Genomic DNA, 15,021 nt, shown 5'->3' with positions numbered 1-15,021 from the left:
CGGGATGGCAGGGATCAACAAGGCGGCTTGTATCGGTGGCGGCGTCATCGGCGGCGGATGGATCGCTCGTTTCCTGCTGGCCGGCATCGACGTGAATGTATTCGACCCGCATCCGGACGCGGGACGCATCGTCGGCGAAGTGATCGCCAATGCCGAAAAAGCCTATTCCATGCTGACCGGCGCACCCCTGCCCGCGCGCGGCAGGCTTACTTTCTGCAAGACGCTGCCAGAGGCCGTCGCCGACGCCGACTGGATCCAGGAGAGCGTACCGGAAAGGCTCGAACTCAAGCGCGGCGTGTTGAATGAGATCGATGCCGCTGCGCGCGCCAACGCTCTGATCGGCTCGTCCACCTCGGGCCTGCTGCCGACCGATCTGCAGCGCGACATGAAGCATCCCGAACGCCTCTTCGTCGCCCACCCCTACAACCCCGTCTATCTGCTTCCGCTCGTCGAAATCGTCGGCGGCGAAAGGACCTCAGCGGAGACCATCCGGGCGGCGATGGAAAGGTTGCCGCCGATCGGCATGAAGGGCGTCCACATCGCCAAGGAAATCGAGGCCTTCGTCGGCGACCGGCTGCTCGAAGCGTTGTGGCGCGAGGCCCTGTGGCTGATCCATGACGATATCTGCACCGTCGAGACGCTCGACGACGTCATCCGCTACTCTTTCGGCCTGCGCTGGGCACAGATGGGCCTGTTCCAGACCTACCGCATTGCCGGCGGCGAGGCCGGGATGCGACACTTCCTCGCCCAGTTCGGTCCCTGTCTCGCCTGGCCATGGACCAAGCTTACCGACGTCGTCGATCTAGACGATGCGCTGATTGAAAAGATCGGCCGGCAATCAGACGAACAGGCGGCCGGCCTTGCGATCCGCGAGCTCGAACGCATCCGCGACGAAAACCTCGTCGGCATCCTGCAAGCCCTCAAGGGCGGCCACGGCGGCAAGGGGTGGGGCGCCGGCAAGCTGCTGAAGGACTTCGAGCAATCACTCTGGGCACAAGGCAGCGGGGCATCCGTGTCTTTTGACCCGTCGAAGCCGCTGAGGCTTGTCGAGACGAAAGTCAGCCCTGCCTGGGTCGACTATAACGGCCATATGACCGAACACCGCTACCTGCAGGTTTTCGGCGACACCTCCGATGCGCTGTTGGGCCTGATCGGCGTCGATCTCGCCTATGTCGAGGCGGGGCAGAGCTACTACACGGTGGAAACCCACATCCGCCATCTCGGCGAGGCAAAGCTTGGCCAGGCGATCCATTCGACCTGCCAGATCCTGTCTGCCGACGAAAAACGGCTGCACGTCTTCCACACCCTTTATGGCACGGCGACGGGCGAGGCCCTCGCCACGGCCGAACACATGTTGCTGCATGTCGACAGCAAAGCGGGCAAGGCTACACCGGCACCCACCATTGTATTCGACAAAGTGAAGGCGATTGCAGAAGCGCATGCGACGTTAGCGGTGCCTGAAGGCGCCGGCCGTCAGGTCGGCCAGAGACGCTAGGAGGAACGGCATGAATTTCGGGCTGAGCGAAGAACAGGAAATGATCGTTGAGACGGTCCGCGCCTTCGTCGAAACCGAAATCTATCCCCATGAGAACGAGGTCGAGCGCACAGGCATCGTCCCGCCCGAGCTCGGGCGCGAGATCCAGCGAAAATGCATCGATCTCGGCTTTTACGCCTGCAATTTCCCCGAGGAAGTCGGTGGCGCCGGCCTTGACCATGTCACCTTCACACTGGTCGAGCGCGAGCTGGGGCGCGGCTCGCTGGGGCTGACGGTTTTCTTCGGCCGGCCCTGCGGCATCCTGATGGCCTGCGAGGGCGAACAGCGCGAGCGTTATCTCCTGCCTGCGGTGCGCGGCGAGAAGATCGATGCGCTCGCCATTACCGAGCCGGACGCCGGGTCGGACATGCGCGGCATGAAATGCACCGCCCGGCGTCACGGCAGCGATTTTCTCCTGAACGGCACGAAACATTTCATCTCACATGCCGACGTCGCCGATTTCGTGATCGTCTTTGCCGCAACGGGCGAGGAGGAAACGCCAAAAGGCATCAAGAAGAAGATCACTGCCTTCCTGGTGGATCGCGGCACGCCCGGGTTTGAAATCCGCAAGGGCTACGATTCTGTATCGCACCGCGGCTACCGCAACTGCACGCTGAGTTTCGAAGATTGCCGGATTCCCGCAAACCAGGTGCTCGGCGAGGTGCATCGCGGCTTCGATATCGCCAATCAATGGCTCTACGGCACGCGGCTGACGGTCGCCGCCACCTGCGTCGGCCGAGCACGACGCGTGTTCGAGTTGGCCCTGCCCTACGCTGCCGAGCGCAAGCAGTTCGGCAAGCCGATCGGCGCCAATCAGGGAGTGTCCTTCAAGCTTGCCGACATGATCACCGAAATCGACGCAGCCGAGTGGCTGACGCTTTCAGCCGCCTGGCAGCTCGACGCTGGCCTTTGCGCGGACCGGCAAATCGCCTCGGCCAAACTTTATGCCTCCGAAATGCTTGGCCGCGTAACGGACGAGGCGATCCAGATCTTCGGCGGCATGGGCCTGATGGACGATCTGCCGCTTGCCCGCTTCTGGCGCGATGCGCGCGTCGAGCGTATCTGGGACGGCACCTCTGAAATCCAACGGCACATCATCAGCCGCGACCTGCTTCGAGCTTTGGGAGCATGAGCCGATGACGCATGGCCCGCTCGACCGCCTGCTCAGACCACAAACGATCGCCGTCTTCGGTGGCCGCGAGGCGCGCAGGGTCATCGAGCAGTGCGACCGCATGGGGTTTACCGGCGAGATCTGGCCCGTCCACCCCAAGCTAGGCGAAGTGCTAGGACGGCCCTGCTATCGCTCGGTATCCGATCTTCCTTCGGCACCCGACGCTGCCTTTGTCGGCGTCAACAGGATGCTGACCGTCGAGATCGTGCGCAGCCTTTCGCGGGCCGGCGCCGGCGGCGCGGTCTGTTATGCGTCAGGCTTCAGCGAGGCGACGGGTGAACTCGGCGACGGCGCCGAGCTGCAGCAGGCCCTGCTGGCGGCCGCCGGCGACATGCCGATCCTCGGGCCGAATTGCTACGGGCTCATCAACGGTCTCGACGGCGCGCTTCTATGGCCCGATCAGCACGGCATGCGGCGTATCGAACGCGGTGTCGCAATCCTCACGCAGTCCTCCAATATCGCCATCAACCTCACCATGCAGACCCGTGGCCTGCCGATCGCCTATATGGTGACCACTGGCAACCAGGCGCAGACATCGCTTTGTGATGTTGCCTGCGCGCTGATCGACGATCCGCGCGTCACGGCGGTCGGCCTCCATGTCGAAGGCTTCGGCGATCTCGCCCCCCTTGAACGCCTGGCCGCTATCGCCCGCCAGTCAGGCAAGCCGGTCGTCGTATTGAAGGTCGGCAGGTCCGAGCAGGCAAAGCGTGCGGCCGTGTCGCACACCGCCTCGCTTTCCGGCAGTGATGCCGTCGCGAATGCCGTGCTCGCCCGCCTCGGCCTCGGCCGCGTCCAGAGTTTGCCGGCGCTCTTGGAAACCTTGAAGCTGCTGCATGTCGCCGGCCCGCTCGCAGGCCATTCGATCTCGTCGATGAGCTGTTCGGGAGGCGAGGCCTCGTTGCTCGCAGATGCCGCCGTCGGGCGTGCCGTGGAATTCGGTCCATTGCAGCCGCAGCAATTGCCACGGCTGCGGCGGGTGCTGGGCGAGATGGTGACGCTTTCCAATCCGCTCGACTATCACACCTTTGTCTGGGGCGATTTCGCACGCCAGGCCGAAGCCTTCAGCGCCATGTTCGAAGGGGGATATGCCCTCAATCTCGTCGTCCTCGACTTTCCCCGCAGTGATCGGTGCGACGCATCCGAGTGGACGACGACAGCGGATGCCATGATTGCCGCGGCCTCCTCCACTGGCGCGCTGGCCGGGCTTGTCGCGACCCTTCCGGAAAATATGCCGGAGGCGACCGCCGATCGCCTGATGGCAAACGGCATTGTCGCCTTCTCGGGCATCGACGAGACCATCGCGGCGGCAGAAGTCGCCGCCGGCATTGGCCGCGCCTGGAATCGGCCGCCTCCCCCGCCACTGCTCGACCTGTCCACTATGGAGGGCGAGATCGAGACCCTGACGGAAGCCGATGCAAAGGTTGAGCTTACCGCTTTCGGCTTGCCCGTTCCGAAAGGGCTGTTGGCCTTTTCTCCCCGAGAAGCGGCCAACCAGGCCGAACGGCTCGGTTTCCCTGTTGCGCTGAAGGGCCTCGGTATCGCGCACAAGACCGAGGCCGGAGCCGTCGCACTCAACCTCAAGCATCGCGAGGCGGTGTCGAATGCGGCAGCGGCCATGCCGCCGAATGGCGGTTATCTCGTAGAGAAGATGATCGATCCGCCGGTCGCCGAACTCATCGTTGGTGCTACCCGCGACCCCGCCTTCGGATTGTCGCTCACTCTAGGCACCGGCGGAATCTTCGTCGAATTGCTTGATGATTCGGTCATCCTGCCGCTTCCGGCGACGAAACCGGACATTCAAGCGGCGATTTCGCGTCTCAAGATTGCAAAATTGATCCATGGCTACCGCGGACGCCCGAGAGGCGATCTCGAAGCTGCGGTCGCCGCTGTCGCAGCAGCGGCAGAATATGTCGTCAGGAATGCGGTGCGCTTGGAGGAACTGGACATTAATCCATTGATGGTTCTTCCCGAAGGGCGCGGCGTTGCCGTAGTTGATGCCCTGATAAGGCGGAGGAGGGTAGCATAGGTTGAGCGACCAGATTCGCACACGATTTGATGGCGGAATACTCGAAGTCGTCATCGACCGGCCGAAGGCGAACGCCATCGACCTTGCGACCAGCCGTGCCATGGGGTTGATCTTTCGAGATTTCCGCGACGATCCGGCATTGCGTGTCGCCATCGTGTCCGGCGCAGGCGAAAGATTCTTCTGCGCCGGCTGGGACCTGAAGGCGGCGGCGACCGGTGATGCCGTCGATGGCGACTACGGTGTGGGCGGCTTTGGCGGACTGCAGGAATTGCGCGACCTCAACAAGCCTGTCATCTGTGCGGTCAATGGCATCTGTTGCGGTGGCGGGCTGGAGATTGCGCTTTCGGCCGATCTGATCATTGCCGCCGAACATGCGACCTTCGCCCTGCCGGAAATTCGCTCGGGTACGGTTGCCGATGCTGCTTCGATCAAGCTGCCGAAGCGCATCCCGTACCACATCGCCATGGACATGCTCTTGACGGGCCGCTGGCTCGACGTCCACGAGGCGCATCGCTGGGGTTTCGTCAATGAGGTCTTGCCAGCCGAACGGCTGATGGAAAGAGCATGGGAGCTTGCCCGACTGCTCGAAAGCGGGCCGGCGCTCGTCTATGCCGCCATCAAGGAAATCGTGCGCGAAGCGGAGGGTTCGACGTTCCAGACTGCCATGAACAAGATCACCAAGCGGCAGTTTGCGACGGTCGACAGGCTCTATTCGAGCGAAGACCAATTGGAAGGCGCGCTCGCCTTCGCAGAGAAGCGAAACCCCAATTGGAAAGGACGATAACGAGGCGGCGGCAACCGCAGCATTTTCCCGCATGATGCGGGCACCGGAGGCGGAGAGGAAACCGCCTGCGAATCTGCCCGGAAGTTCTGTCAACGCACCATAAAGAAGGAACTGGGGAATGAACGACTACACCAAATATCTCGCAAGCCGTGTCACCGCGGGCGGGCTCAGCCGCCGCGAATTCATGGGACGCGCCATGGCGGCGGGCATCACACTTGCGGTTGCCGACAAGCTTTTCACCGAAAGTGCCGTGGCCGCCGAGCCCAAGCGCGGCGGCCACCTGAAGCTCGGCCTTGAAGGTGGCGCTGCCACCGATTCCAAGGATCCGGCGAAATTCCTGTCGCAGTTCATGTTCTGCGTCGGCCGCTGCTGGGGTGACATGCTTGTCGAATCCGATCCGCTGACTGGCGCTGCCGTGCCCGCGCTCGCCGAATCCTGGGAACCGTCGAAGGATGCAGTGACCTGGACCTTCAAGATCCGCAAGGGCGTCAAGTTCCACAATGGCAAGGAACTGACGATCGACGACGTCGTTGCGACGCTGAAGCGCCATACCGATGCGAAGTCGGAATCCGGCGCGCTCGGCGTCCTCGGCTCGATCAAGGAGGTCAAGGCCGATGGCGGCAATCTCGTCCTGACGCTCAGCGAAGGCAATGCCGACATGCCGCTGCTATTGTCCGACTACCACCTGGTCATCCAGCCGAATGGCGGCGTCGACGAGCCGCTTGCCTCGATCGGCACAGGTCCCTACAAGCTGACAAGCTTCGAGCCCGGCGTCCGTGCCACCTTCGAGAAAAACAAGGACGACTGGCGCACCGACCGCGGCTATGTCGATTCGATCGAGATCATCGGCATGAACGACGCCACCGCCCGCATCGCGGCACTGTCGTCGGGCCAGGTGCACTATATCAACCGCGTCGACCCGAAGACCGTCAACCTGCTGAAGCGCGCGCCCAACGTCGAGATACTCTCGACCGCTGGCCGCGGCCACTATGTCTTCATCATGCATTGCGACAAGGCGCCGTTCGACAACAACGATCTGCGCCTGGCACTCAAATACGCCATGGACCGCGAGACCATGGTGCAGAAAATCCTCGGCGGCTATGGCAAGGTCGGCAACGACTTCCCGATCAACAACACCTATGCGCTGTTCCCCGAGGGCATCGAGCAGCGCGCCTACGACCCCGACAAGGCCGCCTTCCACTACAAGAAGTCAGGCCATAGCGGCTCGGTCCTTCTACGCACCTCCGAAGTCGCCTTTCCCGGCGCTGTCGATGCGGCCGTCCTCTATCAGGAAAGCTGCAAGAAGGCCGGGATCGAGATCGAGGTCAAGCGCGAGCCGGGTGACGGCTACTGGACCAATGTGTGGAACGTCCAGCCGTTCTCGACCTCCTACTGGGGCGGGCGTCCGACGCAGGACCAGATGTATTCCACCGCCTATCTTTCGACGGCGGACTGGAACGACACCCGTTTCAAGCGTCCTGACTTCGACAAGCTCTTGCTACAGGCCCGCTCCGAACTTGATGAAGCCAAGCGCAAGGACATGTACCGCACCATGGCAATGATGGTTCGCGACGAAGGCGGGCTGATCCTGCCGATGTTCAACGACTTCGTGAATGCCTCCACCAAGCAGGTGAAGGGTTATGTCCACGATATCGGCAACGACATGTCGAACGGCTACGTCGCGACCCGCGTCTGGCTGGACGCCTGATGGCAAGGGGCGCAAGCCCCTTTGATCTCCAACGAAGCCGGGACCGTGGGATGAAACCCGCGGTCCTCCCGACGTTTTAGCGCGAGGTCCTCGCCATGAACAATCCCGCCCCAAGCAATATCCTGCCCGGCCTCGGGTTCCGGCAGCGCTTTCCGCTGCTTGCCCTCGTCCTCGAGCGCTTCGTCCTCAGCATCGTCCTGCTTTTTGCCGTTTCCGTCCTCATCTTCGGTGGGCTGGAAGCGCTGCCCGGCGATTTTGCAACCACCTATCTCGGCCAGTCGGCAACGCCCCAGGCCGTTGCCAATATTCGACAGGACCTAGGGCTGAACCGCCCGGTAACGACGCGCTACGTCGAGTGGCTTGGCAACGCCGTCCAGGGTGACTTCGGCACGTCCTGGGCCAGCAAGAATTCGGTGAGCGAGCAGATCGGCAAGCGCCTCGGCAATTCGCTCTTCCTGGCAGGATTCGCAGCGGTCATTTCCGTGCCGCTCGCCGTCGGACTCGGCATGCTATCGGTACACTTCCGCAACCGCCTGCCGGACAAGATCATCAACGTGATCTCGCTTGCGGCAATCTCCCTGCCGGAATTCTTCATCGGCTACCTGCTGATCCTCTTCTTCGCCGTGAAGTTCGGCGTGGCCACCTTTCCGGCGACCGTCTACGACAGCATGGGCTTCATCGAGCGATTGAAGGCGATCGCGCTGCCGACGGCGACCCTCGTGCTCGTTGTGCTTGCGCACATGATGCGCATGACGCGGGCGGCGATCCTCTCCGTCATGTCGTCGGCCTACATGGAGACTGCGGAGCTGAAAGGCCTCGGCGCCTTCCGCTCGATCGTCAAGCACGCCGCTCCCAACGCGCTGGCGCCGATCATCAACGTCGTCGCATTGAACCTTGCCTATCTCGTGGTCGGCGTCGTCGTTGTCGAAGTCGTCTTCGTCTACCCCGGCATGGGGCAATACATGGTCGATGCGGTCACCGTGCGAGACATGCCTGTCGTGCAGGCCTGCGGTCTGATCTTTGCTGCCGTCTACATCTTTCTCAACATGACGGCCGATATACTCGCGATCATCGCCAACCCCCGGCTGAGGCATCCCAGATGAGATTGAGAGATATCCCCATCACCGCCTGGATCGGCATAAGCGGTATCGTGATCGCCTTCATCTTTGCAGCCTTCGCGCCCTGGATCGCGCCCTATGGCGAGACCCAGGTCGTCGGCGACGTCTGGCAGCTGCCCGATGATCAATATGTCTTCGGTCTCGACAATCTCGGCCGCGACATACTTTCGCGCCTCATCTACGGCGCGCGCACGACGCTGCTCGTCGCGTCCGCTGCCACGATCATCTCCTTTTCGCTCGGCGTCATCTTGAGCTTCACCGCCGCCGTTTCGCGCGGCCTTATCGACACGATCTTTTCACGCTTCAACGATCTGATGATGTCGATCCCGACGCTGATTTTCGCGCTCGTGGTTCTGGCCGTCCTGCCGCAGAACATCATGGTCCTGATCCTCGTCATGGCGATCCTCGATTCCACCCGCGTCTACCGTCTTGGCCGTGCCGTGGCGCTCGATGTCGCGGTGATGGAATTCGTCGAGGCGGCCAGACTGCGCGGCGAAGGCAAGCTCTGGATCATCTTTTGCGAAATCCTGCCGAACACGTTGTCGCCGCTGCTTGCCGAGTTCGGCCTGCGTTTTGCCTTCTCGATCCTGTTCCTGTCGACGCTTTCCTTCCTCGGCCTCGGCATTCAACCGCCCGCGGCCGATTGGGGCGGCATGGTCAAGGACAACAAGGACGGCATCATCTTCGGCATTTCCGCCGCACTGGTGCCGGGCACGGCGATCGCCGTGCTGGCTGTCTGCGTCAACCTTGTTGTCGACTGGCTCCTGAAACGCACATCCAGCCTCAAGGGAGGGCGCGGCGATGCCTGAGCTTCTTTCCGTTCGCAATCTGAAGATCGAAGCGACCAGCTATCCGCCGGGTGAGCCGCCCAAGCGGGTGACGATTGTCGACGGCGTTTCCTTTGATCTTCAGAAGGGCAAGGTTCTCGGCCTGATCGGGGAATCGGGCGCCGGCAAGTCGACGATCGGTCTCTCAGCGCTCGCCTACGGCCGGGGTGGCGCAGAAATCACCGGCGGCGAGGTCCGGCTCGAGGGCGCCGATATCCTGGCGCTCGGCAAGAGCGGCATCCGAAAAATTCGCGGCGCGCGAGTTTGCTACGTCGCGCAATCGGCGGCTGCCGCCTTCAATCCGGCGCACAGGCTCGGCGATCAGGTGACCGAGGCTTCAATCAAGCATGGTCTGATGACGAGGGAGGCGGCGCGCAAGCGTGCGCTTTATCTGTTCGGTGTCTTGGGTCTACCCAATCCAGAGACTTTCGGCGAGCGCTTTGCCCATCAGGTCTCCGGCGGCCAGCTGCAGCGCGCGATGACGGCGATGGCACTCTGCCCCAACCCCGAACTCATCGTCTTCGACGAGCCGACCACGGCTCTTGACGTCACCACGCAGATCGACGTCCTCGCGGCGATCAAGCACGCCATCGAGGAGACGCACACGGCCGCCCTCTATATCACCCACGATCTTGCCGTCGTCGCTCAGATCTCGGATGACATCATGGTCCTGCGTCAGGGCAGACAGGTAGAATATGGCAGCGTCCAGCAGATCATCGAGGCGCCGCAACAGGACTATACCCGCGCCCTCGTCAACGTCAGGCAAGCCTACCGTGTGGAGGCTGCCGATCAATCCGTCGGACTTCTCAGGATAGAGAATGTGAGCGCCGAATATTCCAACGGCTTCAAGGTGCTCCACGATGTTTCGCTGCATGTGCCGAAAGGGCAGACGCTTGCCGTCGTCGGCGAATCCGGGTCTGGCAAATCGACCCTGGCGCGCGTGATCACCGGCCTCCTGCCGCCAAGCAGCGGACGTATCGTCTTTGACGGGAAGCCGCTTGCGCCCCGCCTCAAGAGCCGGCCGAACGATGACCTCAGGCGCATCCAGTTGATCTACCAGATGGCGGATACGGCGATGAATCCGCGCCAGACGGTCCGCGACATCATCGGCCGTCCGCTGACCTTCTATTATGGCCTGAGAGGTGCGGAGAAAACCGCCCGGGTGAAGGAGCTACTCGACCACATCGAAATGGGCAAGGGTTTCATCGACCGTTACCCGGCAGAACTGTCCGGCGGCCAGAAGCAGCGCGTCGCGATCGCAAGAGCGCTTGCCGCCAGACCCAAACTCATCCTTTGCGACGAGCCGACCTCGGCACTCGATCCTCTGGTGGCAGAGGGCATCCTCAAGCTGCTCTTGCGCCTGCAGAAGGAAGAGCAGCTCTCCTACGTCTTCATCACCCACGACATCGCGATCGTCCGGGCGATCGCCGACAGCGTGGCGGTAATGCATCGCGGCAAGCTGGTGCGGTTTGGCCCGAAATCGACGGCGCTGTCGCCGCCCTTTGACGACTACACGGATCTGCTCTTGAAATCCGTGCCCGAAATGGAAATCGGCTGGCTGGAACGGGTGCTTGCCACGCGACGCATGGAAAGCGCCGGACGCTGACCAGACGAGCCGGAAACGTCGTTTCATGAAATGTGCACCAAGGGAACGAGCATGACTTCGCGCGGCTTCACCACCATCGAGAATGAATGGATTATCCTGAAGGATGGAACGCGGCTTGCCGCGCGTATCTGGATGCCAGACGGCGCCGAAAAGGATCCGGTTCCCGCCGTCTTCGAATTCCTGCCCTATCGCAAGCGGGACGGGACCAGCCTTAGGGACGAGTCGACCTATCCCGTATTTGCGGCGGCAGGCATTGCTGGCGTGCGCGTCGACATCCGCGGATCTGGAGAATCCGATGGCGTCATCGATGGCGAATATACGACGACCGAGCTTGCCAATGCCTGTGAGCTGATCGCCTGGATCGCCGCACAGCCATGGTCGAACGGCGCGGTCGGCATGATGGGCATCTCCTGGGGCGGCTTCAACAGCCTTCAGGTCGCAGCGTTGCGCCCGCCCGCGCTCAAGGCCGTCATATCGATCGCCTCGACCGTCGACCGCTACAATGACGACATCCACTACAAGAACGGCTGCCATCTTTCCGCACAGCTTTCATGGGCGGCGACCATGCTCGGCTATCAATCGCGTCCACCCGATCCCGCGCTTGTCGGCGAGCGCTGGAAGGAGATGTGGCTGGAGCGCCTGGAGGGCGAACCCTTCCTGATGGAGAAGTGGCTGGCGCACCAGCGGCGCGACGATTTTTGGCGTCACGGCTCGATTTGCGAGGATTTTTCGAGCGTGGAGATCCCCACACTTGTGATCGCCGGCTGGGCCGACGGCTACCGCAACACGCCTTTGATGGCGCTCGAGGGCCTCGGCAGCATGGCGAAGGCGCTGATCGGCCCCTGGGTCCACAAATATCCACACTTCGCCTGGCCGAAGCCCCGCGCGGATTTCCATGGCGAAGCCATCGCCTGGTGGAACAAATGGCTGCGCGGCGAAGATAATGGGATCGATGCGTTGCCGCAGACCCGCGCCTATATTCTCGATGCGGTCCGTCCCGCAGCGCGGCGCGACAGCGATCCAGGCTTCTGGATCGCCAAGGACGTCTGGTCGCCGCCGCAGATGGAATGCTTCCATGTCGAGCAATTCGGCTGTTTGACGCAGGGCATGCCGATCCCACATGCACCCGATCATATGGTCTATCTGCGCTCTCCGCTCGATACGGGAACGGCATCCGGCGAATATTTCACGCTGAAGCCAGACGCCGAAATGGCGATCGACCAGCGCTCGGACGATGCCGGCTCGCTGATCTTCGAGACAATGCCGCTTGCCGGGGATTGCGATTACCTCGGCCGGCCCGTGCTTACGTTGGCGCTGCGCTCGCACTCGACAGGTGGCAATCTCTGCGCCCGGCTCATCGACGTCCATCCGGATGGCACGGCAACGCGTGTCGCCTTCGGCGTCGTCAATCTCACCCACCGCGATGGCAATGCCGATCCCACGCCACTGGTTCCAGGCAGGAAGGTGTCGGTCCGCCTCGTGCTCGATGCCTGCGGTTATCGCTTCCGCAAGGGTCACCGTATCCGTCTTTCGCTTTCCACCGCATACTGGCCGATGATCCTGCCGCCGCCGGAAGATGAAGGGGTCGAGATCGATCTCGCATCGCTCGGCCTGGCGCTGCCCTTGCTCGGTGAGTTTAGGCGAATCGAGATCAAGGAACCGACCAACCCCGATCCGCTGCCGAAATATACCGAGCGTGCGGCTGGCGCAACGAAGCGGCAGATCATCCGCGACCTGTCTGCCAACCGAACCGAGTATCACATCCATGAGGATACCGGACTTTACGAGCATCCGCAGACCGGCCTGTCGACGCGGCAATTGCGAAAAGAAGTCTGGTCGATTGCGCCGGATGATCCGCTGTCGATGACCGGCACGTCGACCTGGACCTGCGACATGCACCGCCCGGGTTGGGCAGTGCAGACGGTCGCGACCGCGAGGATCGCGTGCACCGGGACCGAGTGGATCGTCAGCGCCGTTGTCAGCGCCTTTGAAGACGACGTGCAGATTTTCGAAAAGATCTTTGCGGAAAAACGGATCGGGCGCGACCTGATGTGATCGTCAGGCCGTCGCAAAATGCCTGATGGCCTCGCAGACGGCATGGAAGCCGTCCCGCGCGCCATCGCTCATGTGGCGGGCCCGCAGCCAGGCATGCACCATCTGTGGCTCTTCTCTGAACCGAACTTCAATGCCTTCAGCGGCTAGTCGGGCGGCATATTGCCGGCCGTCGTCTCGCAGTGGATCGAAATGCGCGACCGTGATGAAGGCCGGCGGCAGTCCTGTAACGGTAGATGCCTTTAGCGGCTCGGCGATCTCATTGTCTGCCGGCGCCCGCAAAATCTCGCGGTAATAGGCGACATCCGCGGTCGTCAGGCCGGGAGCTGCTGCCATTTCGACATAGGAGCCGGCGGCAAGGTCTCCGCCGAGGGCCGGGTAGATCAGGACCTGGCCGACGACGCCCGGCATGCCCTCACCGCGTGCACGCAATGCAAGGCCTGCCGCAAGATTGCCGCCGGCACTGTCGCCGATCAGCACAACCCTTTTGTTGGCGCAAAGCAGATGTTTTAAAACGGCAAAGCCGTCGTCCGTCTGAGCCGGCCAGCGATATTCGGGGGCTAGCCGGTAACCGACGGAAACGAGTTCCGCGCCGGCATAATCAGCAATCTCGGCGCAGATTGCATTGTGGCTATCAAGTGAGCCTACAACGAAGCCGCCACCATGCAGGTAGAGCAGAGTGGTGGGCGTGGTGATATCCCGCGGACGGTAGCGCCGGATCGGTATGCGCTGGAGCATGCCGTCCGCAAAGGTCATCTCGGCGGGCAGCGGGCGGTCAAACCGTGCGCAAAGGGCGTTGTACCAATCCCGCTGCTGTTCAATCGGCGCTTCAACAGCGTCTGGCGGATAGAAGGCATCGCAGATCGCGAGAAACTGTAGAATGCCCTCTTCGGAGGGGACAGGCGATTGGGCGGACATGAAAGGTCCTTTCGCGATTTGGGACAAGCGGATCATGTCCGCGCCAGCTCAACGCCCGATCATAGGCCCTCGTGATGAAACCGACCTGTCTGGTCGCGACCCGTTGATGTCGCGCAGGGCACGTGAATACGGTCAAGATGCCGGCGCCCCATACGAAGAGCGCATTTTCCGTCTTATCGGATAGGCCCTCGAAGAGCTCCTCCGCCTGGCCGATCGACGAAGCGTCAAATGACGTCACGGGGCCCTTTTTTAGTTGCGGATGGGGCTTCTCCGTAGGCGGCTTTATAAAGCTGAGAGAAGCGGCCGAAATGAAAGAAGCCCCACTTCAGGCATATGTCTCGTACCGATTGCCGGTTTGACGGATCGAGCAGATCGTCTCGAGCCGCTCGTAGCCGCATGGTTCGTAGAAAGGCTGCCGGCGTCGTTGCTCGGAAGGCCCGAAAGCCGGTTTCAAGCGCACGAACGGAAATACCGATCTCCTCCGCGACCGTTTGCATGGAAACCGGCCGGGCAATATTTACCTGCATATACTCAATGGCTTGGCGCACATGCCATGGCGCGATCAAAGACGTTTTCTTGTCCAGGAGATGGGAGAAGCGATGCGGGATTGATCGCAGCATCAGGTCCGCAAACGCGTCAGTGAGATTCGACATGGCGATCGGCGAATGCAACAGTGGCCCATCGTCACGCATGCCAACAATGATCGTCTGGGCCAGGCGCCCGATCAACTGGCCGGACGCAGTGGAGAGATCAACCACAGGCGAAAGCTCCAAGGCGCCCACCAACGGCGTGTCCAATATAGCGGCAAATTTCCGCACAATCATTGTCCAGTTCAGGCGAAGCACGTCTGACAGATGGGGTTCTCCCCTTACAAAAAAGCGTTCCGCCTCATGATTGGCCGCCAGAAGGAGCTTTCCTGGTGTGCCCTCAAATATCTCTCGGCCGAGAGCGACATTGATGGCGCCGCTGCGAGGAAACATGATCGACAGCCATTGTGGCGTCTCAGGTTCGGCGCTTGCGGACCACTCGGACGCAAAATGGGAGGTAATCAGCGTAGCTGTACCATCGGAACAGAAATCACTTTTCCAGTGGAAGTTTCGGGCCGATTTAGCAGGCGATGCAGCAAAAGGGCCGAAACTCCCTTTGAATGTTTCGACCATCTGCTCGAAAGATGATCCTTGATAGCGCGGCAAGAAATCGCGCGGGACATTATCTGGCATGCAAAATCACCACATGGAATACACGAGGACTGAACACGTAAAACCGCGTCGTTCCGC

At 61.8% G+C, this 15,021-nt stretch carries 11 protein-coding genes; 9 read left to right on the top strand and 2 right to left on the bottom strand.

From position 1 onward, the window contains the following. Window positions 1-4 precede the first annotated feature (4 nt). The 9 genes from NBG89_RS20945 (at window position 5) to NBG89_RS20905 (ending at window position 12,829) form a co-directional block, all read left to right on the top strand. Window positions 5-1,495 (top strand): carnitine 3-dehydrogenase, encoded by a 1,491-nt coding sequence (locus NBG89_RS20945; protein ID WP_431324046.1) that lies wholly within the window; start codon window positions 5-7, stop codon window positions 1,493-1,495. Window positions 1,496-1,505: 10 nt separating this feature from the next. Further along, the gene (locus NBG89_RS20940) at window positions 1,506-2,666 is read left to right on the top strand and encodes an acyl-CoA dehydrogenase family protein (RefSeq protein ID WP_431324045.1); all 1,161 of its coding nucleotides are present in this window, start codon (window positions 1,506-1,508) and stop codon (window positions 2,664-2,666) included. Between the two features lie 4 nt (window positions 2,667-2,670). Further along, window positions 2,671-4,731: an acetate--CoA ligase family protein gene (locus tag NBG89_RS20935; RefSeq protein WP_431324044.1), complete on the top strand. Its 2,061-nt coding sequence runs from the start codon at window positions 2,671-2,673 to the stop codon at window positions 4,729-4,731. A gap of 1 nt (window position 4,732) precedes the next feature. Beyond that, window positions 4,733-5,515, top strand: coding sequence for a carnitinyl-CoA dehydratase (locus tag NBG89_RS20930; RefSeq protein ID WP_431324043.1), 783 nt, complete (start codon window positions 4,733-4,735; stop codon window positions 5,513-5,515). 118 nt (window positions 5,516-5,633) lie between these two features. Continuing rightward, window positions 5,634-7,223 carry an ABC transporter substrate-binding protein gene (locus tag NBG89_RS20925; protein WP_431324042.1) on the top strand — a complete coding sequence of 530 codons (1,590 nt, stop codon included), beginning with the start codon at window positions 5,634-5,636 and terminating at the stop codon, window positions 7,221-7,223. Window positions 7,224-7,318: 95 nt separating this feature from the next. Further along, the gene (locus NBG89_RS20920; protein WP_431324041.1) at window positions 7,319-8,326 is read left to right on the top strand and encodes an ABC transporter permease; all 1,008 of its coding nucleotides are present in this window, start codon (window positions 7,319-7,321) and stop codon (window positions 8,324-8,326) included. Continuing rightward, on the top strand, window positions 8,323-9,150 hold the full coding sequence (locus tag NBG89_RS20915) for an ABC transporter permease (protein ID WP_431324040.1): 828 nt from the start codon (window positions 8,323-8,325) through the stop codon (window positions 9,148-9,150). The genes NBG89_RS20920 and NBG89_RS20915 overlap by 4 nt, the downstream gene beginning before the upstream one ends. Then, complete coding sequence (locus tag NBG89_RS20910) at window positions 9,143-10,774, top strand: ABC transporter ATP-binding protein (protein ID WP_431324039.1); 1,632 nt, start codon at window positions 9,143-9,145, stop codon at window positions 10,772-10,774. Before NBG89_RS20915 ends, NBG89_RS20910 begins: the two co-directional genes overlap by 8 nt. A 51-nt stretch (window positions 10,775-10,825) precedes the next feature. Continuing rightward, complete coding sequence (locus tag NBG89_RS20905; protein ID WP_431324038.1) at window positions 10,826-12,829, top strand: CocE/NonD family hydrolase; 2,004 nt, start codon at window positions 10,826-10,828, stop codon at window positions 12,827-12,829. Between the two features lie 3 nt (window positions 12,830-12,832). Here the strand turns inward: NBG89_RS20905 and NBG89_RS20900 are convergent, their stop codons facing one another. After that, window positions 12,833-13,744 (bottom strand): alpha/beta hydrolase, encoded by a 912-nt coding sequence (locus NBG89_RS20900; protein ID WP_431324037.1) that lies wholly within the window; start codon window positions 13,742-13,744, stop codon window positions 12,833-12,835. 224 nt (window positions 13,745-13,968) lie between these two features. Continuing rightward, window positions 13,969-14,964, bottom strand: coding sequence for an AraC family transcriptional regulator (locus NBG89_RS20895; RefSeq protein ID WP_431324036.1), 996 nt, complete (start codon window positions 14,962-14,964; stop codon window positions 13,969-13,971). Between the last annotated feature and the right edge of the window lie 57 nt (window positions 14,965-15,021).

The organism is Rhizobium sp. YTU87027 (genome assembly GCF_050644135.1).
Lineage (GTDB): Bacteria > Pseudomonadota > Alphaproteobacteria > Rhizobiales > Rhizobiaceae > Rhizobium.
Note: the sequence above shows the minus strand (reverse complement) of the source record. Positions and strands in the feature narration are given on the sequence as shown.

Bases quoted from the DNA above. Each gene is read 5' to 3' on its own strand.
- NBG89_RS20945 (WP_431324046.1), top strand. From the start codon at position 5: ATGGCAGGGATCAACAAGGCGGCTTGTATCGGTGGCGGCGTCATCGGC.
- NBG89_RS20940 (WP_431324045.1), top strand. From the start codon at position 1,506: ATGAATTTCGGGCTGAGCGAAGAACAGGAAATGATCGTTGAGACGGTC.
- NBG89_RS20935 (WP_431324044.1), top strand. From the start codon at position 2,671: ATGACGCATGGCCCGCTCGACCGCCTGCTCAGACCACAAACGATCGCC.
- NBG89_RS20925 (WP_431324042.1), top strand. From the start codon at position 5,634: ATGAACGACTACACCAAATATCTCGCAAGCCGTGTCACCGCGGGCGGG.
- NBG89_RS20920 (WP_431324041.1), top strand. From the start codon at position 7,319: ATGAACAATCCCGCCCCAAGCAATATCCTGCCCGGCCTCGGGTTCCGG.
- NBG89_RS20915 (WP_431324040.1), top strand. From the start codon at position 8,323: ATGAGATTGAGAGATATCCCCATCACCGCCTGGATCGGCATAAGCGGT.
- NBG89_RS20910 (WP_431324039.1), top strand. From the start codon at position 9,143: ATGCCTGAGCTTCTTTCCGTTCGCAATCTGAAGATCGAAGCGACCAGC.
- NBG89_RS20905 (WP_431324038.1), top strand. From the start codon at position 10,826: ATGACTTCGCGCGGCTTCACCACCATCGAGAATGAATGGATTATCCTG.
- NBG89_RS20900 (WP_431324037.1), bottom strand. From the start codon at position 13,744: ATGTCCGCCCAATCGCCTGTCCCCTCCGAAGAGGGCATTCTACAGTTT.
- NBG89_RS20895 (WP_431324036.1), bottom strand. From the start codon at position 14,964: ATGCCAGATAATGTCCCGCGCGATTTCTTGCCGCGCTATCAAGGATCA.